Origin of the sequence: Pseudomonas sp. BCRC 81390, assembly GCF_030341915.1 — a bacterium.
Lineage (GTDB): Bacteria > Pseudomonadota > Gammaproteobacteria > Pseudomonadales > Pseudomonadaceae > Aquipseudomonas.
In genome coordinates this window covers 140,773-166,168 of the sequence record NZ_JATAAG010000025.1, presented here as the reverse complement: position 1 = coordinate 166,168, position 25,396 = coordinate 140,773, and the positions used below count along the sequence as shown (strand labels likewise).

Here is a 25,396-nt window from a genome sequence, read left to right as displayed (position 1 = left end):
CGCCCCCCCCCCCCCCCCCCCAAGGCCGCTCCTACAGGGGGGCCAGTCCCGCCTCTAGAGAGGCGGTGCGATCAGAAGTCCTTGCACAGGCGCAAGGCGTCGTAGATCGCCGCATGCACGTTGCGCTGGGCCACGCAGTCGCCGATGCGGTACAGCAGGTAGCCTTCGCCCGGCTGGCTGAGGATCGGCTGTGGCTTGATGGCGAACAGCGCCTCCACGTCGATCTGGCCCTTGTTGCGCGAACCTTCCTTCAGCGCGTAGTACAGCTGCTCGTCAGGACGCACGCCGTTCTCCACTACCACCTGGTCGACCACACGCTCTTCCTTGGCGCCGGTGTATTCGTTCTCCAGCACCGCCACCAGCTTGTCACCCTCGCGGTAGACCTTTTCCAGCATCATGTCGCCGGTCATGATCACTTCTTTCGGGTAGATGCTGCGGTAGTAGGTCGGGAAGCTGGTACCGCCCATGGCCACGCCCGGCTTGATGTCGTCGGTGACGATTTCCACCTGGCTGCCCTTGTCGGCAATGAAGTCCGCCACCGACATACCGGTGAATTCGCAGATGGTGTCGTAGACCAGTACGTTCTTGCCCGGTGCCACCTTGCCTTCGAGCACATCCCAGCTGCTGACCACCAGCCCTTCGGCGGCGCCCCAGTGCTCGTTCTGCTCGAGGAACGAATGCCCACCCACCGCCAGCACGATGATGTCCGGGCGCAGGTCCTGGATGGTCGCCACGTCGGCAGCGGTGCCCAGGCGCAGGTCGACCTTCAGGCGTGCCAGCTCCAACTGGTACCAGCGGGTGATACCGGCAATCTGGTCGCGCTGCGGCGCCTTGGCGGCGATGGTGATCTGCCCGCCGATCTGGTCCTTCTTCTCGAACAGGGTCACGTCGTGGCCACGTTCGGCAGCCACGCGGGCCGCTTCCATGCCGGCAGGGCCGGCGCCCACTACCACCACCTTGCGTTTGGCGCCGGTGGTCTTCTCGATGATGTGCGGCACGCCCATGTATTCACGGGAGGTCGCGGCGTTCTGGATGCACAGCACGTCCAGGCCCTGGTACTGGCGGTCGATGCAGTAGTTGGCACCGACGCACTGCTTGATCTGGTCGATCTGGCCCATCTTGATCTTGGCGATCAGGTGCGGGTCGGCGATGTGCGCACGGGTCATGCCGACCATGTCCACGTAGCCGCCTTCGAGGATACGCGTGGCCTGGTTCGGGTCCTTGATGTTCTGTGCGTGCAGTACCGGGACCTTGACCACTTCCTTGATGCCGGCCGCCAGGTGCAGGAACGGCTCCGGCGGGTAGCTCATGTTGGGGATGACGTTGGCCAGCGTGTTGTGGGTGTCGCAACCCGAGCCGACCACACCGATGAAGTCGATCATGCCAGTGGCGTCGTAGTACGCGGCGATCTGCTTCATGTCTTCATGGCTGAGGCCGTCCGGGTGGAACTCGTCACCGCAAATGCGCATGCCCACGCAGAAGTCGTCACCGACCTCGGCGCGTACGGCCTTGAGTACTTCCAGGCCGAACTTCATGCGGCCTTCGAAGGTGCCGCCCCACTCGTCGGTACGCTTGTTGACCCGCGGGCTCCAGAACTGGTCGATCATGTGCTGGTGCACGGCCGACAGCTCGACGCCGTCCAGGCCGCCCTCTTTGGCGCGGCGTGCGGCTTGTGCGTAGTTGCCGATCACGCGCCAGATTTCTTCCACCTCGATGGTCTTGCAGGTGGCACGGTGCACCGGTTCACGAATACCCGACGGCGACATCAGGGTCGGCCAGTTGAAACCGTCCCAGCGCGAGCGACGGCCCATATGGGTAATCTGGATCATGATCTTGGCGCCATGCTTGTGCATGGCGTCGGCCAGGTTCTGGAAGTGCGGGATGATGCGGTCGGTCGACAGGTTGACCGACGACCACCATTCCTGCGGGCTGTCGATGGCAACGACAGACGAGCCGCCGCAGATCGCCAGGCCGATACCGCCCTTGGCCTTTTCTTCGTAGTACTTCACATAGCGGTCGGTCGTCATGCCGCCGTCAGTGGCGTAGACCTCGGCGTGCGCAGTGCTGAGCACGCGGTTACGGATGGTCAGTTTGCCGATCTGAATCGGCTGGAACATTGCTTCGAATGCCATGACGCTATCTCCGGCTTACAACGGCTTGACGACGAACAGGCCATCTTCGTGGCCTTCTTCCGAACCGCCGTAGACCTGTTCGGCCACGGTGCGGATCGAGCTGCCGCGGGCAGCGAGAATCTGGTCCATGGCGCCGGCGAACCAGCCGGTGAACATGTAGTCGACCTTGCGGCCACACTTGCCATAGACGTACACGAACGCCGAGTGCTTGAGCTTGACGCTGCAGGTCCCCTTGTCCAGGTCGATGTCCTGGATCTCGAACAGGCCCCAGCCGCGCTGGCTCAGGCGCTTCATGTAGTGCTCGAACACCGCCACGCCTTCCAGGCCATGGCATTCGGCTTCTTTTTCACACCAGTGCCAGGCGGACTTGTAGCCGGCCTTGTAGAGGATCTCGGCGTACTTGTCGGCACCGAGGACTTCTTCGATACCCATGTGGTTGTTGACGAAGAAATGGCGCGGCACATACAGCATCGGCAGCGCGTCGCTGGTCCAGACACCGGTCTCGCTGTCGACTTCGATTGGCAATTGCGGGGCGATCTTGGCCATGGAAACTCAACTCCATAAAAACTTTGTTTGGGATGCCCCGGCGTTGCTGGCAGGGGCTTACAGGCTTGGAGAGCGGCTTATTCGCCCCACACGTCCTTGAGGACGTTGACCCAGTTCTCACCCATGATCTTGCGCACCACGCGCTCGGAGTGGCCGCGCTTGAGCAGGGTTTCGGTGAGGTTGGGGAATTCGCCCACGGTACGGATACCCAGCGGGTTGATGATCTTGCCGAAGTTGGTCAGGCGACGGGCATAACCCTTGTCGTGGGTCAGGTACTCGAAGAAGTCCTGGCCGTGGCCCTGGGTGAAGTCGGTACCGATACCGATGGCGTCTTCACCGACGATGTTCATGGTGTACTCGATGGCTTCGGCGTAGTCATCGATGGTCGAGTCGATGCCCTTGGCCAGGAACGGCGCGAACATGGTCACGCCGACGAACCCACCGTGGTCGGCGATGAACTTGAGCTCTTCGTCCGACTTGTTGCGTGGGTGTTCTTTCAGGCCCGACGGCAGGCAGTGCGAGTAGCACACCGGCTTTTTCGATTCGAGGATGACTTCTTCGGAGGTCTTGGAGCCAACGTGGGACAGGTCGCACATGATGCCGACGCGGTTCATTTCGGCGACGATCTCGCGGCCGAAGCCCGACAGGCCGCCGTCACGTTCGTAGCAACCGGTGCCCACCAGGTTCTGGGTGTTGTAGCACATCTGCACGATGCCCACGCCCAACTGCTTGAACACGTCGACGTAGGCGATCTGGTCTTCGAATGCATGGGCGTTCTGGAAGCCGAAGAGGATGCCGGTCTTGCCCAGCTCCTTGGCCTTGCGGATATCAGCGGTGGTGCGCACCGGCATGACCAGGTCGCTGTTGTCGCGAATGAGCTTCTGGCTGGCGGCAATGTTGTCGACGGTTGCCTTGAAGCCTTCCCAGACCGAAACCGTGCAGTTGGCCGCAGTCAGCCCGCCCTTGCGCATGTCTTCGAACAGCTCGCGGTTCCATTTGGCAATGATCAGGCCGTCGATGACGATGCTGTCGGCGTGAAGTTCGGCTGGGCTCATCAGGCTGTCCCCTTTTATTGAATAGGTTGGCGCCAAACCTTGTGCCGGCGCTTTGGGGCCAGCATATGCCTGTGCCCAACGGCGCCCCGATGCAAAAACGACAGGGGGTTTGCCGAAAGCGTCAATGCGCGACAACGCGCCTGTTCCAGCGCCTTGACGACGCCGTTCGGGGATGAGAGACAGTCTCGATAACGACGTTTTCCAGGGTTTTATGAACATTTGTTCAGGTAGCTACCGCGGCGCCGTCGTCTGAGCGAGAATCCCTGCGATTCGTCAGCCTGTTGAGGAGAATACGGATGAAATCAATGGCATGGCTGGTACTGCTGGCTGTCGTGTCGGGCGCCCAGGCCGGCGAGGAAGAAAGCACCCCGTGCGACAACGTCGAGACCGACCAGCAGACCTACGCCTGCGCGGCATTCAACAAGCAGACTGCCGAACGCGAGCTGAAAGCGGCCTATGACGACCTGATCCAGCGCATCCGTGACCAGTATGCCGACGATAACGGCCAGGCCGACGCCCTGGCTGCGCGGATGGACGCGGCAGAAAAGCTGTGGACGCAGCTGCGTGACGCCGACTGCAAGGTTGAAACCTTTGCCGAGAAGCCTGGCAGCAAGGCGTTCCAGGCGGCCTGGGATACCTGTGTGGCGCAGCGCAGCGATGACCGCTCGGAGTACCTGCAGTCCATCGGCCAGCAGTAAGCCTGTACCGGCCTCTTCGCGGGCACGCCCGCTCCCACAGATACTGCGCAAAGCTCACGGGCGGCGGGGTTCCTGTGGGAGCGGGCGTGCCCGCGAAGAGGCCGGTACAGGCGCAAATCAAACCGCCCGGGCCAGGCGGTCCTCGCGCGGACAGCGCTGATAGCGCGCCCGATAGCAGCGGGTAAAGTACGAGGCCGACTCGAACCCGCACGCCACCCCCACCTCCAGCACACTCATGTCGGTCTGGCGTAACAGCTGCCGAGCCTTGTCCAGCCGCAGGCGCAGGTAGAAACCGCTGGGCGTGTCGTCCAGGTGCAGGCGAAACAGGCGCTCCAGCTGCCGCCGGGTCACCTGCACCGCATCGGCCAGCACCTGGGTATTGAGCGGCTGCTCGGTGTTGCGCTCCATTTCGCCAATCACCTTCACCAGCTTCTTGTTGCTGATGCCGTAGCGGCTGGCGATCTGCATGCGTTGGTGGTCCTGGCGCTGGCGGATACGCCCGAGCACGAACTGCTCCGAGACCTGCACCGCCAGTTCGCTGCCGTGGGCCTGTGCAATCAGGTCGAGCATCAGGTCGATCGACGCGGTACCGCCGGCGCAGGTGATACGCCGCCGGTCGATCTCGAACAGTTCCTGGGTCGCCTGCAGGTTCGGGTAGTTCTCCTTGAACGCTTCGAGCGCCTCCCAATGCACGGTGGCGCGGTGGCCATCCAGCAGGCCGGCCTCGGCCAGCACCACCGCACCGGTGTCGATACCACCCAATATCACCCCGTCGCGGTCGAGGCGGCGCAGCGCATGTTGCAAGGCTGGCCCGTAGCAGGCCAAGGGGTCGAAACCGGCCACGATCAACAGGACGCCGCCAGGTTCGGCCGCCGCCAGCGCCGCATCGGCGTTCACCGACATGCCATTGCTGGCCTGCACCGCGCCGCCATCCAGGCTCAGCACCTGCCAGCTGTACGACGGGCCTTTGAAACGGTTTGCCACCCGCAGTGGCTCCAGGGCGCTGATGAAGCCAATCGCCGAGAAACCGGGCAACAGCAGGAAATGGATGATTTGCGGCATTGCATGCTCCACGGCAAAGGTGGTCGCCTCCGTGCAATTGTTGGTCGCCAGGGTGCGATTTTCCACCCTGGCAGCAGCGTAGCGTGTTCACACGGCCCAGAGAGGCCGGCCCCTATAAAAAACGCCCTGCCGATGGAGAGCCACCATGCAACGCTTGATCCGCCGCAGCCTGTTGTCCGTAGCCCTGAGCACTATCGTCGCTTCCCCGCTTTATGCCGCCGAACCCGCGGCCTGCAAGAACGTCCGCCTGGGCGTGGTCAACTGGACCGACGTCATCGCCACCAGCGCCATGGCCCAGGTACTGCTCGACGGCCTGGGCTACCAGACCAAGCAGACCAGTGCCTCGCAGCAGATCATCTTCGCCGGCATCCGCGACAAACGCCTGGACATGTTCCTGGGGTACTGGAACCCGATCATGACCCAGACCATCACCCCGTTCGTCGACGCCAAACAGGTGAAAGTGCTCGACAAGCCCAGCCTGGAAGATGCCCGCGCCACCCTGGCGGTGCCGAAGTACCTGGCCGACAAGGGCCTGAAGACTTTCGCCGATATCCACAAGTTCGAAAAGGAGCTGGGCGGGAAAATCTACGGCATCGAGCCAGGCTCCGGCGCCAATACCCAGATCAAGGCGATGATCGCCAAGAACCAGTTCGGCCTGGGCAAGTTCCAGCTGGTCGAGTCCAGCGAGGCCGGCATGCTCGCCGCCGTCGACCGCTCGGTACGGCGCAAGGAAGCCGTGGTGTTCTTCGGCTGGTCGCCGCACCCGATGAACGTGAACATCGACATGGTCTATCTCGGCGACAGCCAGGACGCCCTGGGGCCTGACGAAGGCCGCGCGACGGTCTGGACAGTGACCGCGCCGGACTATGCCGAACGTTGCCCCAACGCCCACCGCCTGTTGGCCAACCTCAACTTCAGCGCCGAAGACGAGAGCCGCATGATGCAGCCGCTGCTCGACCACAAGGACCCGTTGGAATCGGCTCGCCAATGGCTCAAGGATCACCCTGAGGACAAGGCCCGCTGGCTTGAGGGGGTGACCACCTTCGACGGCCAGCCGGCGGCGGACAACCTCAAGCTCACCGCCAACTGATCCGGCCTCTTCGCGGGCATGCCCGCTCCCACAGGTACAGCGACACACTCAGGGTCACGTAAACCCTGTGGGAGCGGGCGCGCCCGCGAAAAGCCCAACACAGCTATCACAAGGAACCCACCATGAACCACGACGTCATTATCACCTGTGCCCTCACCGGCGCCGGCGACACCGCCTCGAAAAGCCACCTGGTCCCGGTCACCCCCAAGCAGATCGCCGAAGCCGCCGTGGAAGCCGCCAAAGCCGGCGCCACCGTGGTTCACTGCCACGTACGCGACCCACAAACCGGCCGCTTCAGCCGCGACGTGGCGCTGTATCGCGAAGTCATGGAACGCATCCGCGAAGCCGACGTGGACATCATCGTCAACCTGACTGCCGGCATGGGCGGTGACCTGGAAATCGGCCCGGGTGAAACACCGCTGGAATTCGGCCCGGGTACCGACCTGATCGGCCCGCTGGAACGCCTGGCCCACGTCGAAGCGCTACTGCCGGAAATCTGCACGCTGGACTGCGGCACCCTCAACTTCGGCGACGGCAATTCGATCTACGTTTCCACCCCCGCGCAACTGCGCGCCGGTGCCAAGCGCATTACTGAGCTGGGAGTGAAAGCCGAACTGGAAATCTTCGACACCGGCCACCTGTGGTTCGCCAAACAGATGATCAAGGAAGGCCTGCTCGAAGACCCACTGTTCCAGCTGTGCCTGGGCATCCCGTGGGGCGCCCCGGCCGATACCACCACCATGAAGGCGATGGTCGACAACCTGCCGGCCAACGTCACCTGGGCCGGCTTCGGCATCGGCCGCATGCAGATGCCGATGGCCGCCCAGGCGGTGCTGCTGGGTGGCAACGTGCGTGTGGGCCTGGAAGACAACCTGTACCTGGACCGTGGCGTGCTGGCCAGCAACGGCCAGCTGGTCGAGCGCGCGGTAGAGATCATTTCGCGCCTTGGCGCCCGTGTGCTTACCCCGGCCGAAGGGCGGGACAAGATGAACCTCAAACGCCGCTGATCCATTCAGGAGAACACCATGACCTTCATCACCCAGATCAAGACTTTCGCTGCCCTGGGTAGCGGTGTGATCGGCAGCGGCTGGGTCGCCCGCGCCCTGGCCCATGGCCTGGACGTGGTCGCCTGGGACCCGGCGCCCGGCGCCGAGCAGGCCCTGCGCAAGCGGATAGCCAATGCCTGGCCGGCCTTGCACAAGCAAGGCCTGGCGCCGGGCGCTTCCCCGGACCGGCTGAAGTTCGTCGCCACCATCGAGGAATGTGTACGTGATGCCGACTTCATCCAGGAAAGCGCACCGGAGCGGCTGGAGCTGAAGCTGGACCTGCACGCGAAAATCAGCGCCGCGGCCAAACCCGACGCCATTATTGGCAGCAGCACCTCGGGCCTGTTGCCCAGCGAATTCTACGAATCGGCCACCCACCCCGAGCGCTGCGTGGTCGGCCACCCGTTCAACCCGGTGTATCTGCTGCCACTGGTGGAGATCGTCGGCGGCAAGCGCACCGCCCCCGAAGCCATCGAAGCGGCCAAGGCCATCTATACCGCGCTGGGCATGCGCCCGCTGCATGTACGCAAGGAAGTCCCCGGTTTCATCGCCGACCGCCTGCTCGAAGCGCTGTGGCGCGAAGCCTTGCACCTGGTCAACGATGGTGTGGCCAGCACGGGCGAAATCGACGATGCGATCCGCTTCGGCGCCGGGCTGCGCTGGTCGTTCATGGGCACCTTCCTCACCTACACCCTGGCCGGAGGCGACGCCGGCATGCGCCACTTCATGGCCCAGTTCGGCCCGGCGTTGAAGCTGCCCTGGACCTACCTGCCAGCACCAGAGCTGACCGACAAACTGATCGACGATGTGGTTGAAGGCACATCGGAACAACTGGGCGAACGTAGCATCGCCGCGCTGGAGCGCTATCGTGATGACACCCTGCTGGCCGTGCTGGACGCTGTAAAAACCAGCAAGGCCAACCACGGCATGGCCTTCGGCGATTGAGGACCCTGTAATGCCCGCACTGATCACCTACCGCACCCCGGTCCAGGAGGACTGGGTCGACTACAACGGGCATCTGCGCGATGCCTTCTACCTGTTGATTTTCAGCTACGCCACCGATGCGCTGATGGAGCGCATCGGCCTGGATGCCGACACCCGGGGGCAAAGCGGCAATTCGCTGTTCACCCTGGAAGCACACATCAACTACCTGCACGAAGTGAAGCTGGGCTGCGAGGTGTGGGTGCAAACCCAGATCATCGGCTTCGATCGCAAGCGCCTGCACGTCTACCACAGCCTGCATCGGGCAGGGTTCGACGAGGTGCTGGCGGCCAGCGAGCAGATGCTGCTGCATGTGGATTTGGCCGGGCCGAAGTCGGCGCCGTTCAGTGAGCGCAGTGTCGGGTTGCTGCAAGGGTTGGTGGATGAGCAGCAGAATGTGCCCCCGGCTGAGTTCCTCGGCCGGGTGATAGCCCTGCCTACGCCAAACTGAGCAGCAACATATGACCTGTGGGAGCGGGTCATGTATTCAGGCAAAAAAATAGCCCCGGGAAGCCGTGAGCAACCGGGGCCAAGAGCGAGCAGCATCCACGTTGCACGAACGAGGGTGACCAAACCCTCCGTTGCGGTAGATGGCTTGAGTTTGCGCAGTTAGCGGCAGTTCGATTTAGCCGTAAACGACCTGTTCTTAGCCAAAGCAGCCATGGCGCCATTCTGTGGTTGCGGGTATGTCGCCAGCGTCACAGAATCGGTCGTAAATCACAGCAGCACTCTCTTAGCGATAAAAGGGACAACAGCCATGATGCATGCGGATTTGATTGACCAGGACGACCTGGCAGGCCACCTGCGCGCGCGCGGGTTCGACATTCCGGCCGGTGCCAGCGCCGAGCAGGCCTGCGAGGCGGTGGTGCGCGGGCTGACCGAGCCTAATGCACGGGCGTTGAAGGGGATGGTGGAGCAAATGTATACCGGCAGCGCGACGATCCTGCCGGCGGTACGCCAGGCCATCGACAAGCAGCTGTTGCCGGCGCTGGCGCAGTTCAACCAGCGCGCCTGAGCGTTTTTCCTGTACTGGCCTCTTCGCGGGGTAAACCCGCTCCCACAGGTACTGCACTGCTTTTGAGTTCAGTGCAGTACCTGTGGGAGCGGGTTTACCCCGCGAAGAGGCCAGTGCCGTTTCAGAGCCTTACACTGGCAAAGGTCGACTCGTTGCGCGCCTGGCTCAGGGCAGCCATTGGCCCACTGTGCGGCGACAAGGTCATGGCCTGCGGGATCGGCATCATGGCCACCTGCTGCGCGGTGTTGGAACCCACACGCTCGTCACGCGGCGGAATACCGAAATACTCGCGGTAACACTTGGAGAAGTGCGGGGTCGACACGAAGCCGCATACCGAGGCCACCTCGATGATCGACATCGGCGTCTGCTTCAGCAGCTGGCGGGCACGAATCAGGCGCAGTTTCAGGTAATAGCGCGACGGCGAGCAGTGCAGGTACTTCTGGAACAGCCGCTCGAGCTGACGCCGCGACACCGACACGTACACCGCCAGTTCGTCCAGGTCGATCGGTTCTTCGAGGTTGGCCTCCATCAGCGCGACGATCTCCTGCAGCTTCGGCTGGTTGGTGCCGAGCATGTGCTTGAGCGGCACGCGCTGGTGGTCCTGTTCGTTGCGAATACGCTCGTAGACGAACATCTCCGAGATTGCCGCCGACAGCTCGCGCCCATGGTCGCGACTGATCAGGTGCAGCATCATGTCCAGCGGCGCAGTGCCGCCAGAGCTGGTGAAGCGGTTACGGTCCAGGGTGAACAGGCGGGTACTCATGTTCACCCGTGGGTAGGCTTCCTGCATGGCCGCCAGGCATTCCCAATGCACGCTGCAATCGAAGCCATCGAGCAGGCCGGCGCAGGCCAGCGCCCAGCTGCCGGTGCACACCGCACCCAGGCGGCGCGACTGGCGGGCCTGGGCCTGCAGCCAGGTGACATGCTCGCGGGTAACGGTGCGCTGGATGCCCACGCCGCCACAGACGATGACGGTGTCCATCGGTGGGGCGCTGTGCATGGCCGCGTCCGGGGTGATCTGCAGGCCGTCGCTGGCCCACACCTGGCCGCCGTCGACGGTCAGGGTGTGCCAGCGGTACAGCTCGCGGCCGGACAGCTGGTTGGCCATGCGCAGCGGCTCGACTGCCGAGGCCAGCGAAATCAGGGTGAAATTGTCCAATAGAAGAAACCCGATGGACTGGGGTGCTGTGCGGTTCTGGGTGGGATTCCCGGAGGTGTAGGACGTCATCGCGATTTCTCCTCACACAAATGCAGGGTATGCCTCAGGCGGGCATTCATTTCTTGTTATTACCCCTGTTTCATGTGCAGGGGCTTGGTGCCAATCTCAACGCAAACGCCGTGCCTGAAATTGAACGGCTATCCAAAAAAACCTGAAAACGACGCCTTTATTCGGCAAATCAGGTGCTTCGATCGAGCTGGCAAGTCTTTGCAAACCGCCGTGCTAGCGCCTTGCATGTAACAACTGAGCAATTTGGTGACACGCTTAGCGTTGGTTGCCCAGAAACGACACTATTTAGTGTCACCGACAAAGCTCGTACTGATAGCGACAGCCGACGATTGGTCAGCTTAGGCCACGCACTGAAACAGGGCGCGGCGCACTTGAAACGTTCAAGGGCCTCATCACGGATGAAATCGCTCCTACCGGGTCATGCATCCCTGTAGGAGCGATTTCATCCGCGATGAGGCCCTTAAGGGAGCTCAAAAACTCAGCATTCAATGGCGCTGACCGCCAGGCCACCGCGCGAGGTCTCTTTATATTTGTCGTGCATGTCGGCCCCGGTGTCACGCATGGTGCGGATCACCTGGTCGAGGGAAATGAAGTGCTCGCCGTCACCACGCAAGGCCATCTGCACCGCGTTGATGGCTTTTACCGCAGCAATGGCGTTGCGCTCGATGCACGGCACCTGGACCAACCCGCCAACCGGGTCGCAGGTCAGGCCGAGGTTGTGTTCCAGGGCGATTTCGGCGGCGTTTTCCACCTGCGGCGGGGTCGCCCCCAGTACTTCGGCCAGCCCGGCAGCAGCCATGGCACAGGCCGAGCCGACCTCGCCCTGGCAGCCAACCTCGGCACCGGAAATCGACGCGTTCTTCTTGCACAGGATGCCCACCGCCGCCGCGGCGAGGAAGAAGTCGACCACGCTGGATTCGGTCACCGCGTCACTGAAGCGCATGTAGTAATGCAGCACCGCCGGAATGATGCCGGCAGCGCCATTGGTTGGCGCAGTGACCATGCGCCCGCCGGCAGCGTTCTCTTCGTTGACCGCCAGGGCGAACAGGTTGACCCATTCCATGGCGCTCATGGTCGAGCCGATCACGTTGGGCTTGCCGATTTCCTGCAGGCTACGGTGCAGCTTGGCAGCGCGGCGGCGTACGTTCAGGCCGCCGGGCAACGTGCCTTCGTACTTCAGGCCGTTGTTGACGCACTCTTGCATGGCCTCCCAGAGCTTGTGCAGGCCGGCGCGGATCTCTTCCTCGCTGCGCCAGACTTTCTCGTTGGCCATCATCAATTGCGACACGCTGAGGTCGTTTTGCTTGCACAGGCGCAGCAGTTCGGCGGCACTGCTGAAGTCGTACGGCAGCTCGGTCTGGTCGGCATCCAGCACGCCGCTGGCGGCCTGGGCGGCATCGACCACGAAGCCGCCACCCACCGAGTAGTAGGTGTCGCGGTGCAGCTCGCCCTGCTCGCCTTCGGCAATCAGGGTCATGGCGTTGGGATGGTACGGAAGGTTCTCGTCCAGCAGCAGCATGTCGCGGGCCCAGACGAACTCGATGGGCAGGCGGTTATCCAGCAGCAGCGTGTCGGTTTCCCGCAGGTCGGCGATACGCGGCACGATCTGGGTCGGGTCAATGGCGTCAGGCCATTCGCCCATCAGCCCCATGATGGTGGCGTTGTCGGTGCCGTGACCGATGCCGGTGGCAGACAGCGAGCCATACAGGCGCACTTCGATCCGCTTCACACGCTCCAGCTCGCCGCGTTCGCGCAGGCCCTGAACAAACAGGGCGCCGGCACGCATGGGGCCGACGGTGTGGGAGCTGGAAGGCCCGACACCGATCTTGAACAGGTCGAACACGCTGATGGCCATTGTCGAATCACCTCTTGCTGGGCTTGTCTCTGCGCGCCATGCGCAGGGCGGTGCAGCTGCTAGGCTGAAGCAGCGGGCCGCCTTGAATGCACGCATCATCGGGCTTTTGCCGTAGCCCTCGCCGTCTGCAACCGACGTAATTTTGTCCAGCAGCGCCGCACGATTCCGGCCCTCGCCACGCCGTTTTACGGCGGCCTGGCGACGTAAAGATGCGGCCGAGGGGGTGGAAAAATCCATAAGCGACATCGCCTGTACTGGATACGACCCGTTCCGTACTGGTTACGACTCCACCAGTAGGCGATTGCCCGGCGCTGGAGGATTATCGAAAGCGACTCGTAAAGCACGGCCACGCATCCTGCCCTCTGCAGGCCTTGTCGACCGGACACCCAGAATGCCCGGCGACCCACGCGAACCCGAAGACAAAATCCACAGGAGTCCATCCATGAAAGGTTCACTCTCGCTGTTGCTGGTTGCGATGCTGACAGCGCCCGTGCTGGCCCATGCCGCCGAGCCCGAGCAATGTCAGACGGTCAGGTTCTCGGATGTCGGCTGGACCGACATCACGGTCACCACCGCCACCACCAGCGTTGTCCTCGAAGCACTGGGTTACAAGACCCATACCACCATGATCTCGGTACCGGTGACGTACAAGTCGCTGGCCACCGGCAAGGACCTGGATGTGTTTCTCGGCAACTGGATGCCGACCATGGAGAACGACATCAAGCAGTATCGCGACGCCGGCACTGTAGAAACCGTGCGCGCCAACCTGGAGAACGCCAAGTACACCCTGGCAGTGCCCCAGGCGCTGTATGACAAGGGCCTGAAGGATTTCAGCGACATTCCCAAGTTCAAGAAGGAACTGGACGGCAAGATCTACGGCATCGAGCCGGGCAACGATGGCAACCGCACCATCCAGAGCATGATCGACAAGAACGCCTTCGGCCTGAAGGACGCCGGTTTCAAGATCGTGCAGTCCAGCGAGGCCGGCATGCTGTCGCAGGTCGACCGTGCGCAGAAGCGCGGCGAAGCCATCGTGTTCCTCGGCTGGGAACCGCACCCGATGAACACCCGCTTCAAGATGCAGTACCTGACCGGCGGGGACGACTTCTTCGGCCCCGAGTTCGGCAAGGCAACCGTATTGACCAACACCCGCAAGGGCTACGTGCAGGAATGCAGCAACGTTGGCCAGCTGTTGAAGAACCTGTCGTTCGAGCTCAAGGATGAAAGCACCATGATGGGCTATGTCCTGGACGACAAGATGAAACCCGACGCGGCTGCCAGGAAGTGGCTCAAGGAAAACCCAGCCAAGCTGGATGCCTGGCTGGCCGGTGTGACTACCGTGGACGGCAAACCAGGCCTCGAGGCAGCCAAGGCCAAGCTGACGCAATAACGAAATATGCAATAGCGCTACCCCGGGGCCAGGTCGTGTCTGCCCCGGGTTGAGTTCAATCTATGCAGGTGGAAGCTCGCTATCATGCTTATCGATCAGAAAATACCCCTGGGGCAGTACATCGCGTCGTTCGTCGAATGGCTGACCCAGAACGGCGCGAATTACTTCGACGCCATCGCCCAAGGCCTGGAATTCATGATCCATGGCGTCACCAGTGCCCTGACTTTCTTCAATCCGTTCGTGCTCATCGCCCTGTTCGCCGCCTTGGCGCATTTCATCCAGCGCAAGTGGGCGCTAACCGCATTCGTCGCGCTGTCGTTCCTGCTGATCCTCAACCTGGGCTATTGGCAGGAAACCATGGAAACCCTGGCGCAGGTCACCTTCGCCACCGTGGTGTGCGTGGCTATTGGCGTGCCACTGGGCATCGTCGCCGCGCATAAACCGATGTTCTACACCGCCATGCGCCCGGTACTCGACCTGATGCAGACGGTACCCACCTTCGTCTACCTGATCCCCACCCTGACCCTGTTCGGCCTGGGTGTGGTGCCGGGGCTGATCTCCACCGTGGTGTTCGCCATTGCCGCGCCAATCCGCCTCACCTACCTCGGCATCTGCGACGTGCCGCAGGAGCTGATGGACGCCGGCAAGGCGTTTGGCTGCTCGCGCCGCCAGCTGCTCACCCGTATCGAACTGCCGCATGCGATGCCGAGCATCGCCGCCGGCGTAACCCAGTGCATCATGCTGTCGCTGTCGATGGTAGTGATTGCCGCCCTGGTCGGCGCTGACGGCCTGGGCAAACCTGTGGTCAACGCACTGAACACCGCTGATATCTCCCTGGGCTTCGAAGCGGGCCTGGCGATCGTGCTGCTGGCGATCATGCTCGACCGTATCTGCAAGCAACCGGACCTGCCGGCAAGGGGTGAAGCATGAGCATCATTCGATTCGAAGACGTCGACGTCATCTTCTCCAGCAAGCCACGCGAGGCGCTGGCGCTGCTCGACCAAGGCAAGACCCGCGAGCAGATCCTCAAGGAAACCGGCCTGGTGGTGGGTGTCGAAAAGGCCAACCTGGACATCCAGAAGGGCGAGATCTGCGTATTGATGGGCTTGTCCGGCTCCGGCAAGTCGAGCCTGCTGCGCTGCATCAACGGCCTCAATACCGTCAGCCGCGGCAAGCTGTTCGTCGAGCACGAAGGCAAGCACATCGACATTGCCCACTGCACCCCGGCCGAGCTGAAGATGATGCGCACCAAGCGCATTGCCATGGTGTTCCAGAAGTTTGCCCTGATGCCGTGGCTGACGGTGCGCGAGAACATCAGCTTTGGCCTGGAAATGCAGGGCCGCCCTGAAAAGGAACGGCGCAAGCTGGTTGACGAGAAACTCGAACTGGTGGGCCTGACCCAATGGCGTAACAAGAAGCCGGACGAACTGTCTGGCGGCATGCAGCAGCGCGTGGGCCTGGCCCGGGCGCTGGCGATGGATGCCGACATCCTGCTGATGGACGAACCGTTCTCGGCACTCGACCCGCTGATTCGCCAGGGCCTGCAAGATGAGTTGCTGGGCCTGCAGGCCAAGCTGAGCAAGACCATCGTGTTCGTCAGCCACGACCTGGACGAAGCGCTGAAGCTGGGTAGCCGCATCGCGATCATGAAGGACGGGCGAATCATTCAGTACAGCAAGCCGGAAGAGATCGTGCTGAACCCGGCCGACGAATACGTGCGCACCTTCGTCGCCCATACCAACCCGCTCAACGTACTGTGCGGTCGCAGCCTGATGCGCAGCCTGGACCAGTGCAAGCGGGTGAATGGTTCGGTGTGCATCGATCCCGGCATCGACTCGTGGCTGGACCTTGGCGAAGGTGGCTCGATCAAGCGTGCACGCCAAGGGCAGAACGGGCTTGACCTGCAGAACTGGGCACCGGGGCAGGATGTGGAGCTGCTGGGCCGCCGCCCAACGTTGGTCAATGCCGATATCGGAATGCGCGAGGCGCTGCAGATACGTTATCAGACCGGCAACAAGCTGGTGTTGCAGGACAACGACAAGGTGGTTGGGATTCTTGGGGATACCGAGCTTTACCACGCCTTGCTAGGCAAGAACCACGGGTGATGCAATTGGGGCCGCCTTGCGGCCCATCGCGGCTGAAGCCGCTCCTACAGGGACCGCGCAAGCCTGGAAATTGGCGCGGCCCCTGCAGGAGCGGCTTCAGCCGCGATGGGCTGCAAAGCAGCCCCAATCATTGGTTCAGCGCACCACGATCCCGCGCGAAGCCATGTAGGCCTTGGCCTCCGGTACCGTGTACTCACCAAAGTGGAAGATACTGGCCGCCAGCACCGCACTGGCATGCCCTTCCAGAATGCCGTCAGCCAGGTGCTGCAGGTTACCCACACCACCCGACGCAATGACCGGAATACCCAGTGCATCACTGATCGCGCGGGTAACGCCCAGGTCGAAGCCGCTCTTCATGCCGTCCTGGTCCATGCTGGTCAGCAGGATCTCGCCAGCCCCCAGGCCTTCCATCTTCTTCGCCCACTCCACCGCGTCCAGCCCGGTCGGCTTGCGCCCGCCGTGAGTGAAGATTTCCCAGCGCGGAGCTTCCCCCGGCGCCGACACCTTCTTGGCATCGATGGCCACGACGATGCACTGCGAACCGAAACGGTCCGCCGCCTCGCCGACGAACTCCGGGTTGAACACCGCTGCCGTGTTGATCGACACCTTGTCGGCACCGGCATTGAGCAGGTTGCGGATGTCCTGCACGGTGCGCACGCCACCACCCACGGTCAGCGGGATGAATACCTGGCTGGCCATGCGTTCGACGGTATGCAGGGTGGTGTCGCGGCCATCGACGCTGGCGGTGATGTCGAGGAAGGTGATTTCGTCGGCACCTTGCTCGTCGTAGCGACGGGCGATTTCCACCGGGTCGCCGGCATCACGGATGTTCTCGAACTTGACGCCCTTGACCACCCGGCCGTTGTCCACGTCCAGGCAAGGGATGATGCGCTTGGCCAGTGCCATGGTTCAGTCCTCAGCCTTGGTAGTTGTCGCAGAAGGCCTGGGCCTCGGCAACATCGAGGGTGCCTTCGTAGATGGCACGGCCGGTGATGGCGCCGATGATGCCCGGGGCCTTGGCGTCCAGCAGGGCCTTGATGTCGCCCAGGTTGTGGATGCCGCCCGAGGCGATCACCGGGATCGAAGTAGCTTCTGCCAGCGCCTTGGTGAAGGGCACGTTGCAGCCCTGCATCATGCCGTCCTTGGCGATGTCGGTGTAGACGATCGCCGAGACGCCATCGGCCTCGAAACGCTTGGCCAGGTCGATGACCTGCACCGAGCTCACCTCGGCCCAGCCGTCAGTGGCAACAAAGCCGTCTTTCGCGTCCAGGCCAACGATGACCTTGCCCGGGAAGGCCTTGCACGCCTCGGCGACGAACTCCGGCTGCTTGACTGCCTTGGTGCCGATGATCACGTAGCTGACGCCAGCCTTGACGTAGTGCTCGATGGTCTCCAGCGAGCGGATGCCACCGCCGATCTGGATCGGCAGAGTCGGGTAGCGCTTGGCAATGGCGGTAACCACTTCACCGTTGACCGGCTGGCCTTCGAAGGCGCCGTTGAGGTCGACCAGGTGCAGACGGCGGCAGCCACCCTCGACCCACTTGGCGGCCATGCTCACCGGGTCGTCGGAAAATACCGTGGAGTCTTCCATGCGGCCCTGGCGCAGGCGCACGCAGGCACCGTCCTTCAGATCGATAGCGGGGATAATCAGCATCTTGGGAACCTGTCTGTTCTTGGGGTTTCAGGGCTTCTCGAGCGCCCACAGATCGCTTTCGATGCTGTCGAACCGCTCCTTGAGGTGCAGCTGAACATCGGCAATCGCCCTGTTGTAGTAATGGGGTGCAATTTCCTTGCTGAACACATCGAGGACCTCGGCCACCTCGAACGAACCCAGCGTCAACTCGAAACGGTCTTCGAGGAAGCGCTTGAGCGTGTCGAGCGCGGCGCGCTCCTGCTCGGGGGCCAGAGTGATTACTGGGGCCTTGGTCTTCGACCTGCTCATTTACCAGCGCCCGTCCCAGGCGACGAAATTCTGCAGCAGCTGCAGGCCATGGGTATGGCTCTTCTCCGGGTGGAACTGCACGGCAAAGCGCGAACCATCGGCCAACGCCGCAGCGAAGTCGACGCCGTAATGGCCGCGACCGACCACCTGCGCCGGCTTGCCGGCATCGATGTAGTAGCTGTGCACGAAATAGAAGCGCGCACGGTCGGGGATGTCATGCCACAGCGGGTGATGGTTGGTCTGGCCGACCTCGTTCCAGCCCATGTGCGGCACCTTCAGGTGTTCGCCGTCTTCCTTCAGGCCCTTGCCGAAGAAGCGCACCTGGCCGGGGAACAGGCCAATGCAGTCGACACCGTCGTTTTCTTCGCTGTGCTCCAGCAGTGCCTGCATGCCTACGCAGATACCCAGGAACGGGCGGTCCTGGCTGACTTCGCGTACCAGGCTGTCGAAGCCCAGGCGGCGGATTTCAGCCATGCAGTCGCGAATCGCGCCCACCCCCGGGAACACCACGCGGTCGGCCTCGCGGATGACCGCGGCGTCACTGGTGACCAGTACCTTGCCGGCACCTACATGCTCGAGCGCCTTGGCCACCGAGTGCAGGTTGCCCATGCCATAGTCGATTACGGCTACCGTCTGCATTTACAGGCACCCTTTGGTGGAAGGCATCTGCCCGGCCATGCGCTCGTCGAGGGTGATGGCCATGCGCAGCGCGCGGCCGAATGCCTTGAACACGGTTTCGATCTGGTGGTGGGTGTTGTGGCCACGCAGGTTGTCGATGTGCAGGGTTACCAGGGCGTGGTTGACGAAGCCCTGGAAGAATTCCTGGAACAGGTCGACATCGAAGCCACCAACGCTGGCGCGGGTGTAAGGCACATGCATCTGCAGGCCCGGGCGACCGGAAAAGTCGATGACCACGCGCGACAGCGCTTCGTCCAGCGGCACGTAGGCATGGCCGTAGCGGAAGATGCCCTTCTTGTCACCGATGGCCTGGGCGAAGGCCATGCCCAGGGTGATACCGACGTCCTCGACGGTATGGTGATCGTCGATATGCAGGTCACCCTTGCACTCGATATCCAGATCGATCAGCCCGTGGCGGGCGATCTGGTCCAGCATGTGTTCAAGGAAAGGCACACCGATATCGAACCGGGCCTTGCCACTGCCATCGAGGTTGATCGAGCACTTGACCTGGGTTTCCAGGGTGTTGCGCTCGACGGACGCCTTACGTTCAACCATCACCAGCTCCGCAAAATCATTGGGCGAAAAGGGCTTCATTATAGGCCCAGAACGCGCCCGCTTGAAACGCGGATGACATATGGCAAGGCAAGGAACTGTGGGGATGGACGGGCCTACAGGTCTATACAACCTGGTACATGGGGCTGCTTTGCAGCCCATCGCGGCGCGATGCCGCTGCTACACAGGATCGCGCAATCCCGACGCTCACGCGATCCCTGTAGGAGCGGCCTTGCGCCGCGAAAGGGGCGCAAGGCGCCCCCAGACAGGCACATCAATGGAACAGCACAGCCGTCTTCTGCAGGGTCACCCAAACACCCCACGCCAGCGGCACGACCACCACCGCCCAGGCCAGCAGCACCAGCGGCAGGCTACCCGGCGCTGCTTTCCACTCCAGCGACTGCACGTCATCGGCGCCCTTGTCGTGGCTCAGCGCCCGCTCGGCAGCCAGCTCGGCATCGCTCATGAAGTACTTGTCGGCCACCGGGCGCACCAGCATGTTGCAGACAAAGCCCAGCACCAGCAGGCCGGCAAGGATGTAAAGGGTCATGTCATAAGCCGCGGCACGTTCCACCCCGGCGGCCAGCTGATATTCGCGCAGGTAGGTGATCAGCACCGGCCCCAGCACGCCCGCCGCCGCCCAGGCAGTCAGCAGGCGCCCGTGAATGGCACCGACCATCTGCGTGCCGAACAGGTCGGCCAGGTACGCGGGCACGGTGGAGAAGCCACCGCCGTACATCGACAGGATGATGCAGAATGCCGCCACGAACAGGGCTACGTTACCCAGGTGGCCCATGTTCGGCACCAGGCTGTACAGGCCAACCCCAAGTGCGAAGAAGGCAAAGTAGGTGTTCTTGCGGCCAATGTAGTCGGAGAACGAAGCCCAGAAGAACCGCCCACCGATGTTGAACAGGCTCAGCAGGCCGGTGAAGCCGGCGGCGATCGCGGCAATCTGCGCCAACTGGGCGCTGTTCAGCTCGCTGAAGCTCAGCCCGTTGCCCAGCAGCTTGCCGGCGAACACTTCCTGCAGCAACGGCGAGGCCATGCCGAGAATACCGATACCCGCCGACACGTTCAGGCACAGCACCAGCCAGATCAGCGCGAACTGTGGGGTTTTCCACGCCACGCTGACGTGCACGTGGCGGTCGGTGACCATGGTGTTGCCGGCCTTTTTCGCCGGGGCAGTCCAGCCTTCGGGCTTCCAGCCGGTCGGCGGTACGCGATAGGCCAGGGCGCCGGCCGTCATGAACACGAAGTAGATCGCCGCCATGACCACGAAGCTCTGCCACACCCCCACTTCCTGCGCGTTGCCGAAGTGCCCCATCAGCGCCGTGGCCAGCGGTGCACCGACCATGGCGCCGCCACCGAAGCCCATGATCGCCATGCCGGTGGCCATGCCGCGTTTGTCCGGGAACCACTTGATTAGGGTCGAAACCGGCGAGATGTAGCCCAGGCCCAGGCCAATGCCGCCGATTACGCCAGAGCCCAGCCACATCAGCCACAGCTGGTGGGTTTTCACCCCTATGGCCGAGATCAGCATGCCGCCACACCAGCACAGCGCCGACACCAGGCCGGCCTTGCGCGGGCCGGCGTGTTCCAGCCAGCCACCCAGCACTGCCGCCGAGCAACCGAGGAAGACGAAGAACAAGGTGTAGATCCAGCTCAGCATCGAGATCGGCCAGTCACATTCGGCGCTGAACATACGGGCGATGAAACCCATGTCCGCCGCGCAGGCGACCGGGGCGGTGATGCCGAGGGCTTGCGACAGGGGTAGCCAGAACACCGAGAAGCCATAGGCCATGCCGATGCACAGGTGAATGGCCAGGGCGGCCGGCGGAACCAGCCAACGGTTGAAGCCCGGGCGGGCGATAATGCGCTCCTTCGACAGGAAGCCTGGCGCGCTGGCCAGCCCCTCTGCCGTGATGGTACTGCTCATGGATTCGATCCTTTTGTAGGTAGACAGTGCTGGCGGATGGCAACCCGGGCTCTTGTTCTCGCACGCAGGGCGAACTGGCCTTTTCCCTGGGCAACGGACCGCGACAATGGGTCGCGGCCGCCCCGCAAAGCGGCACAAGGGTACCAGTTCGCAGATGACATGAAAGCAATCTGATATCGTTATTTTTCGCCTGGCTGAATCGGTATTTCGGCGCTATCTGCACCGGCCTCTGCGCGGGCAAGCCCGCTCCCACAGGTTCATCTCAGCTTTTGACACCTGTGCAGTACCTGTGGGAGCAGGCTTGCCCGCGAGGAATCCAACACCGAAGGAACTGCCGAAACCACAACTGTCGAATCCCGCAAAGTAGGAAATGCCCTGTATCTCTTGTCGAATACGCAGGGCCCACCCCTGCGGCGCTATACTCTGCCGTTCGGAATTCACACAACGTACTACAAGGACTCGCCCATGAAAGCGTTCGGCAAAATCCTGGGACTTGGGCTTCTCGGGTTGCTGCTGATCATCGTGGCGCTGGGCTTCGCCCTGACCCACCTGTTCGATCCCAACGACTACAAAGACGAGATTCGCCAGCTGGCGCGCGACAAGGCACACGTCGAGCTCACGCTCAACGGTGACATCGGCTGGAGCCTGTTCCCATGGCTGGGCCTGGAGCTGCACGAAGCAAGCATCGCCACCTTGAACAAACCCAAGGAGCCGTTCGCCGACCTGCAGATGCTTGGCTTGTCGGTGCGTGTGCTGCCACTGCTGCGCCGCGAAGTACAGATGAGCGACGTGCGCGTCGAGGGCCTGAACCTGACCCTGGCGCGGGACGAACAGGGCCATGGCAATTGGGAAGACATCGGCAAGCCGTTGCCCGCACAGGACGCCGGCGCGCAGGCCACTGCCCCAGCCCAGGCACCCGCCGAACAGCAACCGGCAGCGCCCCCCAGCAACGACCGCGCGGTCAAGCTGGACATCGACAGCCTGACCGTGAACAACGCCCGGGTGCAATACACCGATGCCAAGACCGGCCAAAGCTATAGCGCCGAGAGCATCCAGCTGAGCACCGGCCCGGTCCACGAAGGCGCGAATATCCCGCTCAAGGCCAGCGCCTTCCTCAGCGCCAGCCAGCCGAACATCAAGGCCCGCACCGAGCTGGCCGGCGAGCTGCGCTTCGACCGCAAGCTCAAGCGCTACAACTTCGAAGACATGCGCCTGTCGGGCGAAACCTCGGGTGAGCCAACCGGTGGCAAAACCGTGACCTTCGCCGCGCAGGGCCAACTGCTGGTCGACCTGGGCGCCAATGTCGCTTCGTGGAGCGGCCTTAAAGTATCGGCCAACCAGCTGCGCGCCCTGGGCGAGCTGAACCTGCGTGACCTGGACAAGGCACCCCAGCTCAGCGGTGGCCTGTCCATCGCCCAGTTCGACTTGCGCACGTTCCTCGACAGCATTGGCCGCCCGCTGCCGGCCAGCAACGACCCGGCAGCCTTCTCCAGGCTGGAACTGGTCACCCGTCTGCAAGGCACGCCGAACAGCCTGGCCCTGGAAGACCTGGCCGTGAAGCTGGACGACAGCACCTTCACCGGCCGCGTGGCCGTCGAGGATTTCGCCAAGCAAGCCCTGCGCCTGCAGCTCAAAGGCGACAGCTTCGACGCCGACCGCTACCTGCCGGCCAAGAGCGAGCAGGCCAAGGGGGCCACTGCCGCGCGCCAGGCCGAGGTCAAGCAGCAGGAAGCCGGCGCGGTCGCCGGCGCCGGCACCACGCCGCTGCCCAACGCCCCGACCCAGGTGGCCTGGAGCGACGACAAGCTGTTGCCGGTCGACCGCCTGCGCGCCCTCGACCTGCAGGCCGACCTGGCCTTCGGCGCGCTGACCCTGGATAAACTGCCGATCACCGACGCCCAGCTCAAGGCCACCGGCCAGGGCGGCCTGCTGACCCTGCAAACCCTGCGTGGCGGGCTGTACAACGGCACGTTCGAGGCCAAGGGTACCGTCGATGTTCGCCCTGCCGTGCCGCAACTGGGCGTCAACACCAACATCCAGCGGGTACCGGTGGAGCACTTCATCAAGACCGAGGGTAAGGACCAGGAGCCGCCGGTCAAAGGCCTGCTGACCCTGAACAGCGACCTGACCGCTACCGGCAACAGCCAGAAGGCGCTGGTGGATACCCTCAACGGCAACGCCAATTTCGTCATCAACGACGGCGTGCTGGTCAATGCCAACCTGGAACAGCAACTGTGCCAGGCCATCGCCACGCTCAACCGCAAAGCGCTGAACGGCGAGCCACGCGGCAAGGACACCCCGTTCCAGGAGCTGCGCGGCAGCCTGGTGGTGCGCAATGGGGTCGCCAGCAACCCGGACCTCAAGGCGCGCATCCCGGGCCTTACCGTCAACGGCCAGGGTGACCTCGACCTGCGCGTGCTGGGCATGGACTACAAAGTCGGCGTGATTGTCGAAGGCGACCAGCGCGCCATGCCCGACCCGGCCTGCCAGGTCAACGAACGCTATGTTGGCGTGGAAGTACCACTGCGTTGCCGCGGCCCGCTGGAGCTGGGCGCCAAGGCCTGCCGCCTGGACCAGGATGGCATGGGCAAGGTCGCCGCCAAGCTGGCCGGCAACCGCCTGCAGGAAAAGATCGATGAAAAACTCGGAGACAAAGTGAGCCCGGAAGTGAAAGACGCGCTCAAGGGGCTGTTCAAGCGATGACCCCAGAGCAGTTCTCCAGCGCTGTGCTGGATTGGTATGACGAGCACGGCCGGCACGACCTGCCGTGGCAGCAGGGCATCACCCCGTACCGGGTGTGGGTGTCGGAGATCATGCTGCAGCAGACCCAGGTCAGCACCGTGCTCAACTACTTCGACCGCTTCATGCAGGCCCTGCCGACCGTGCAGGCCCTGGCCGAAGCGCCCGAGGACGAGGTGCTGCACCTGTGGACCGGCCTGGGCTACTACACCCGGGCGCGCAACCTGCAAAAAGCCGCGAAGATCGTGGTCGAGCAGCATGGTGGCGAATTCCCGCGCAGTGTCGAGCAGCTCACCGAGCTGCCCGGCATCGGCCGTTCCACCGCCGGCGCCATCGCCAGCATCAGCATGGGCATCCGTGCACCGATCCTCGACGGCAACGTGAAACGCGTGCTGGCCCGCTACACGGCCCAGGCCGGCTACCCTGGCGAGCCCAAGGTGGCCAACCAGCTGTGGGCCACGGCCGAGCGCTTTACCCCGCAGCAGCGTGCCAACCACTATACCCAGGCGATGATGGACATGGGCGCCACGCTGTGTACCCGCAGCAAGCCCAGTTGCCTGATCTGCCCGCTGCGGCGCGGCTGCGAAGCGCACCTGCACGGCGAAGAAACCCGCTACCCGGAACCCAAGCCGCGCAAGGCGCTGCCACAACGGCGCACGCTGATGCCGCTGCTGGCCAACCACGAAGGCGCCATCCTGCTTTACCGCCGCCCCTCCAGCGGGTTGTGGGGTGGCTTGTGGAGCCTGCCGGAACTGGACGACATCGCCCAGCTCGACGACCTGGCCTACCAGCACGGCCTGCGCCTGGCCGAAAGCCGCGCCATGGACGGCCTGACCCATACCTTCAGCCACTTCCAGCTGGCGATCGAGCCCTGGCTGGTGCGCGTCGACCCGCTCGGCCAGCACGTGGCCGAGGCCGACTGGCTCTGGTATAACCTCGCCACCCCGCCGCGCCTGGGCCTCGCCGCCCCGGTGAAAAAACTGCTCAAACGCGCGGCCGACGAACTGATTGCAGGAGACGCCCGATGACCCGCACCGTGATGTGCCGCAAGTACAAAGAAGAACTGCCAGGCCTGGAGCGCCCGCCCTACCCCGGCGCCAAGGGCCAGGACATCTTCGAACACATCTCGCAGAAGGCCTGGGCCGACTGGCAGAAGCACCAGACCATGCTGATCAACGAAAAGCGCCTGAACATGATGAACGCCGAGGACCGCAAATTCCTCCAGGGCGAGATGGACAAGTTTTTCGCCGGCGAAGAATACGCCCAGGCGGAAGGCTACGTGCCGCCCTCGGAATGACCCCACGGAACGTAAGCGACGGAATTAATTTAAAATTTTTTCAAAAAGT

Annotated in this window: 24 protein-coding genes; 12 read left to right on the top strand and 12 right to left on the bottom strand. The window is 63.2% G+C overall.

Translation table 11 applies throughout. From position 1 onward, the window contains the following. Positions 1 to 71: 71 nt before the first annotated feature. The 3 genes from dgcA to QSV36_RS11580 all read right to left on the bottom strand — a co-directional run bounded on the left by dgcA (position 72) and on the right by QSV36_RS11580 (position 3,733). Positions 72 to 2,132 carry a dimethylglycine demethylation protein DgcA gene (gene dgcA / locus QSV36_RS11590; protein ID WP_289131696.1) on the bottom strand — a complete coding sequence of 687 codons (2,061 nt, stop codon included), beginning with the start codon at positions 2,130 to 2,132 and terminating at the stop codon, positions 72 to 74. A 15-nt stretch (positions 2,133 to 2,147) separates the two neighbouring features. Further along, on the bottom strand, positions 2,148 to 2,678 hold the full coding sequence (locus tag QSV36_RS11585; protein WP_046614486.1) for a DUF5943 domain-containing protein: 531 nt from the start codon (positions 2,676 to 2,678) through the stop codon (positions 2,148 to 2,150). A 77-nt stretch (positions 2,679 to 2,755) separates the two neighbouring features. After that, positions 2,756 to 3,733, bottom strand: a complete 978-nt coding sequence (locus QSV36_RS11580) for a dipeptidase (protein ID WP_003257506.1) — start codon at positions 3,731 to 3,733, stop codon at positions 2,756 to 2,758. A gap of 296 nt (positions 3,734 to 4,029) precedes the next feature. Between QSV36_RS11580 and QSV36_RS11575 the strand changes: the two genes are divergently transcribed. Then, complete coding sequence (locus QSV36_RS11575; RefSeq protein WP_289131695.1) at positions 4,030 to 4,431, top strand: lysozyme inhibitor LprI family protein; 402 nt, start codon at positions 4,030 to 4,032, stop codon at positions 4,429 to 4,431. A gap of 117 nt (positions 4,432 to 4,548) precedes the next feature. Here the strand turns inward: QSV36_RS11575 and QSV36_RS11570 are convergent, their stop codons facing one another. Beyond that, entirely contained in the window at positions 4,549 to 5,493 is a 945-nt protein-coding gene (locus QSV36_RS11570) for a GlxA family transcriptional regulator (protein ID WP_289131694.1), read from the bottom strand. Positions 5,494 to 5,638: 145 nt separating this feature from the next. Here QSV36_RS11570 and choX point away from each other — a divergent pair, with 145 nt between their 5' ends. The 5 genes from choX to QSV36_RS11545 all read left to right on the top strand — a co-directional run bounded on the left by choX (position 5,639) and on the right by QSV36_RS11545 (position 9,625). Next, entirely contained in the window at positions 5,639 to 6,583 is a 945-nt protein-coding gene (gene choX, locus QSV36_RS11565; protein WP_289131693.1) for a choline ABC transporter substrate-binding protein, read from the top strand. 122 nt (positions 6,584 to 6,705) lie between these two features. Then, positions 6,706 to 7,590 carry a 3-dehydrocarnitine:acetyl-CoA trimethylamine transferase CdhC gene (gene cdhC / locus QSV36_RS11560; RefSeq protein ID WP_289131692.1) on the top strand — a complete coding sequence of 295 codons (885 nt, stop codon included), beginning with the start codon at positions 6,706 to 6,708 and terminating at the stop codon, positions 7,588 to 7,590. 18 nt (positions 7,591 to 7,608) lie between these two features. Next, on the top strand, positions 7,609 to 8,574 hold the full coding sequence (locus QSV36_RS11555) for an L-carnitine dehydrogenase (protein WP_289131691.1): 966 nt from the start codon (positions 7,609 to 7,611) through the stop codon (positions 8,572 to 8,574). A gap of 10 nt (positions 8,575 to 8,584) precedes the next feature. Further along, complete coding sequence (locus tag QSV36_RS11550) at positions 8,585 to 9,061, top strand: thioesterase family protein (RefSeq protein WP_289131690.1); 477 nt, start codon at positions 8,585 to 8,587, stop codon at positions 9,059 to 9,061. A 306-nt stretch (positions 9,062 to 9,367) separates the two neighbouring features. Continuing rightward, entirely contained in the window at positions 9,368 to 9,625 is a 258-nt protein-coding gene (locus QSV36_RS11545; RefSeq protein ID WP_170027860.1) for a hypothetical protein, read from the top strand. 121 nt (positions 9,626 to 9,746) lie between these two features. Here the strand turns inward: QSV36_RS11545 and gbdR are convergent, their stop codons facing one another. Together gbdR and QSV36_RS11535 are read right to left on the bottom strand one after the other, a co-directional pair. Then, a complete protein-coding gene (gene gbdR, locus QSV36_RS11540) occupies positions 9,747 to 10,853 on the bottom strand; it encodes a choline metabolism transcriptional regulator GbdR (protein WP_186674957.1) in 1,107 nt (368 codons plus the stop codon). 478 nt (positions 10,854 to 11,331) lie between these two features. Continuing rightward, positions 11,332 to 12,708: an L-serine ammonia-lyase gene (locus QSV36_RS11535; protein ID WP_289131689.1), complete on the bottom strand. Its 1,377-nt coding sequence runs from the start codon at positions 12,706 to 12,708 to the stop codon at positions 11,332 to 11,334. A 442-nt stretch (positions 12,709 to 13,150) separates the two neighbouring features. On the opposite strand from QSV36_RS11535, the gene QSV36_RS11530 reads away from it, so the two are divergent. The 3 genes from QSV36_RS11530 (at position 13,151) to choV (ending at position 16,203) form a co-directional block, all read left to right on the top strand. Further along, positions 13,151 to 14,098, top strand: a complete 948-nt coding sequence (locus QSV36_RS11530; protein WP_289131688.1) for a choline ABC transporter substrate-binding protein — start codon at positions 13,151 to 13,153, stop codon at positions 14,096 to 14,098. An 81-nt stretch (positions 14,099 to 14,179) separates the two neighbouring features. After that, entirely contained in the window at positions 14,180 to 15,028 is an 849-nt protein-coding gene (choW, locus tag QSV36_RS11525; protein ID WP_289131854.1) for a choline ABC transporter permease subunit, read from the top strand. Next, positions 15,025 to 16,203, top strand: a complete 1,179-nt coding sequence (choV, locus tag QSV36_RS11520; RefSeq protein WP_186687549.1) for a choline ABC transporter ATP-binding protein — start codon at positions 15,025 to 15,027, stop codon at positions 16,201 to 16,203. The genes choW and choV overlap by 4 nt, the downstream gene beginning before the upstream one ends. Positions 16,204 to 16,338: 135 nt before the next feature. On the opposite strand, the gene hisF is transcribed toward choV, so the two are convergent. From hisF to QSV36_RS11490, 6 genes are all read right to left on the bottom strand, one after another. Continuing rightward, the gene (gene hisF, locus QSV36_RS11515) at positions 16,339 to 17,109 is read right to left on the bottom strand and encodes an imidazole glycerol phosphate synthase subunit HisF (protein ID WP_170027856.1); all 771 of its coding nucleotides are present in this window, start codon (positions 17,107 to 17,109) and stop codon (positions 16,339 to 16,341) included. Between the two features lie 10 nt (positions 17,110 to 17,119). After that, entirely contained in the window at positions 17,120 to 17,857 is a 738-nt protein-coding gene (gene hisA / locus QSV36_RS11510) for a 1-(5-phosphoribosyl)-5-[(5-phosphoribosylamino)methylideneamino]imidazole-4-carboxamide isomerase (protein WP_003257484.1), read from the bottom strand. 27 nt (positions 17,858 to 17,884) lie between these two features. Continuing rightward, entirely contained in the window at positions 17,885 to 18,145 is a 261-nt protein-coding gene (locus QSV36_RS11505) for a DUF2164 domain-containing protein (protein WP_186674953.1), read from the bottom strand. Beyond that, the gene (gene hisH, locus QSV36_RS11500) at positions 18,146 to 18,784 is read right to left on the bottom strand and encodes an imidazole glycerol phosphate synthase subunit HisH (protein ID WP_289131687.1); all 639 of its coding nucleotides are present in this window, start codon (positions 18,782 to 18,784) and stop codon (positions 18,146 to 18,148) included. After that, complete coding sequence (gene hisB / locus QSV36_RS11495) at positions 18,785 to 19,378, bottom strand: imidazoleglycerol-phosphate dehydratase HisB (protein ID WP_028635305.1); 594 nt, start codon at positions 19,376 to 19,378, stop codon at positions 18,785 to 18,787. A gap of 271 nt (positions 19,379 to 19,649) precedes the next feature. After that, positions 19,650 to 21,311, bottom strand: coding sequence for an OFA family MFS transporter (locus QSV36_RS11490; RefSeq protein WP_289131686.1), 1,662 nt, complete (start codon positions 21,309 to 21,311; stop codon positions 19,650 to 19,652). A 465-nt stretch (positions 21,312 to 21,776) separates the two neighbouring features. Between QSV36_RS11490 and QSV36_RS11485 the strand changes: the two genes are divergently transcribed. Genes QSV36_RS11485 through QSV36_RS11475 form a run of 3 tightly spaced genes read left to right on the top strand, consistent with a single transcriptional unit; the run spans position 21,777 to position 25,347 of the window. Then, positions 21,777 to 24,014, top strand: a complete 2,238-nt coding sequence (locus tag QSV36_RS11485) for an AsmA family protein (protein ID WP_289131685.1) — start codon at positions 21,777 to 21,779, stop codon at positions 24,012 to 24,014. After that, on the top strand, positions 24,011 to 25,078 hold the full coding sequence (gene mutY, locus QSV36_RS11480) for an A/G-specific adenine glycosylase (RefSeq protein WP_289131684.1): 1,068 nt from the start codon (positions 24,011 to 24,013) through the stop codon (positions 25,076 to 25,078). Before QSV36_RS11485 ends, mutY begins: the two co-directional genes overlap by 4 nt. Beyond that, complete coding sequence (locus QSV36_RS11475; protein ID WP_003257478.1) at positions 25,075 to 25,347, top strand: oxidative damage protection protein; 273 nt, start codon at positions 25,075 to 25,077, stop codon at positions 25,345 to 25,347. Before mutY ends, QSV36_RS11475 begins: the two co-directional genes overlap by 4 nt. Positions 25,348 to 25,396: the final 49 nt, after the last annotated feature.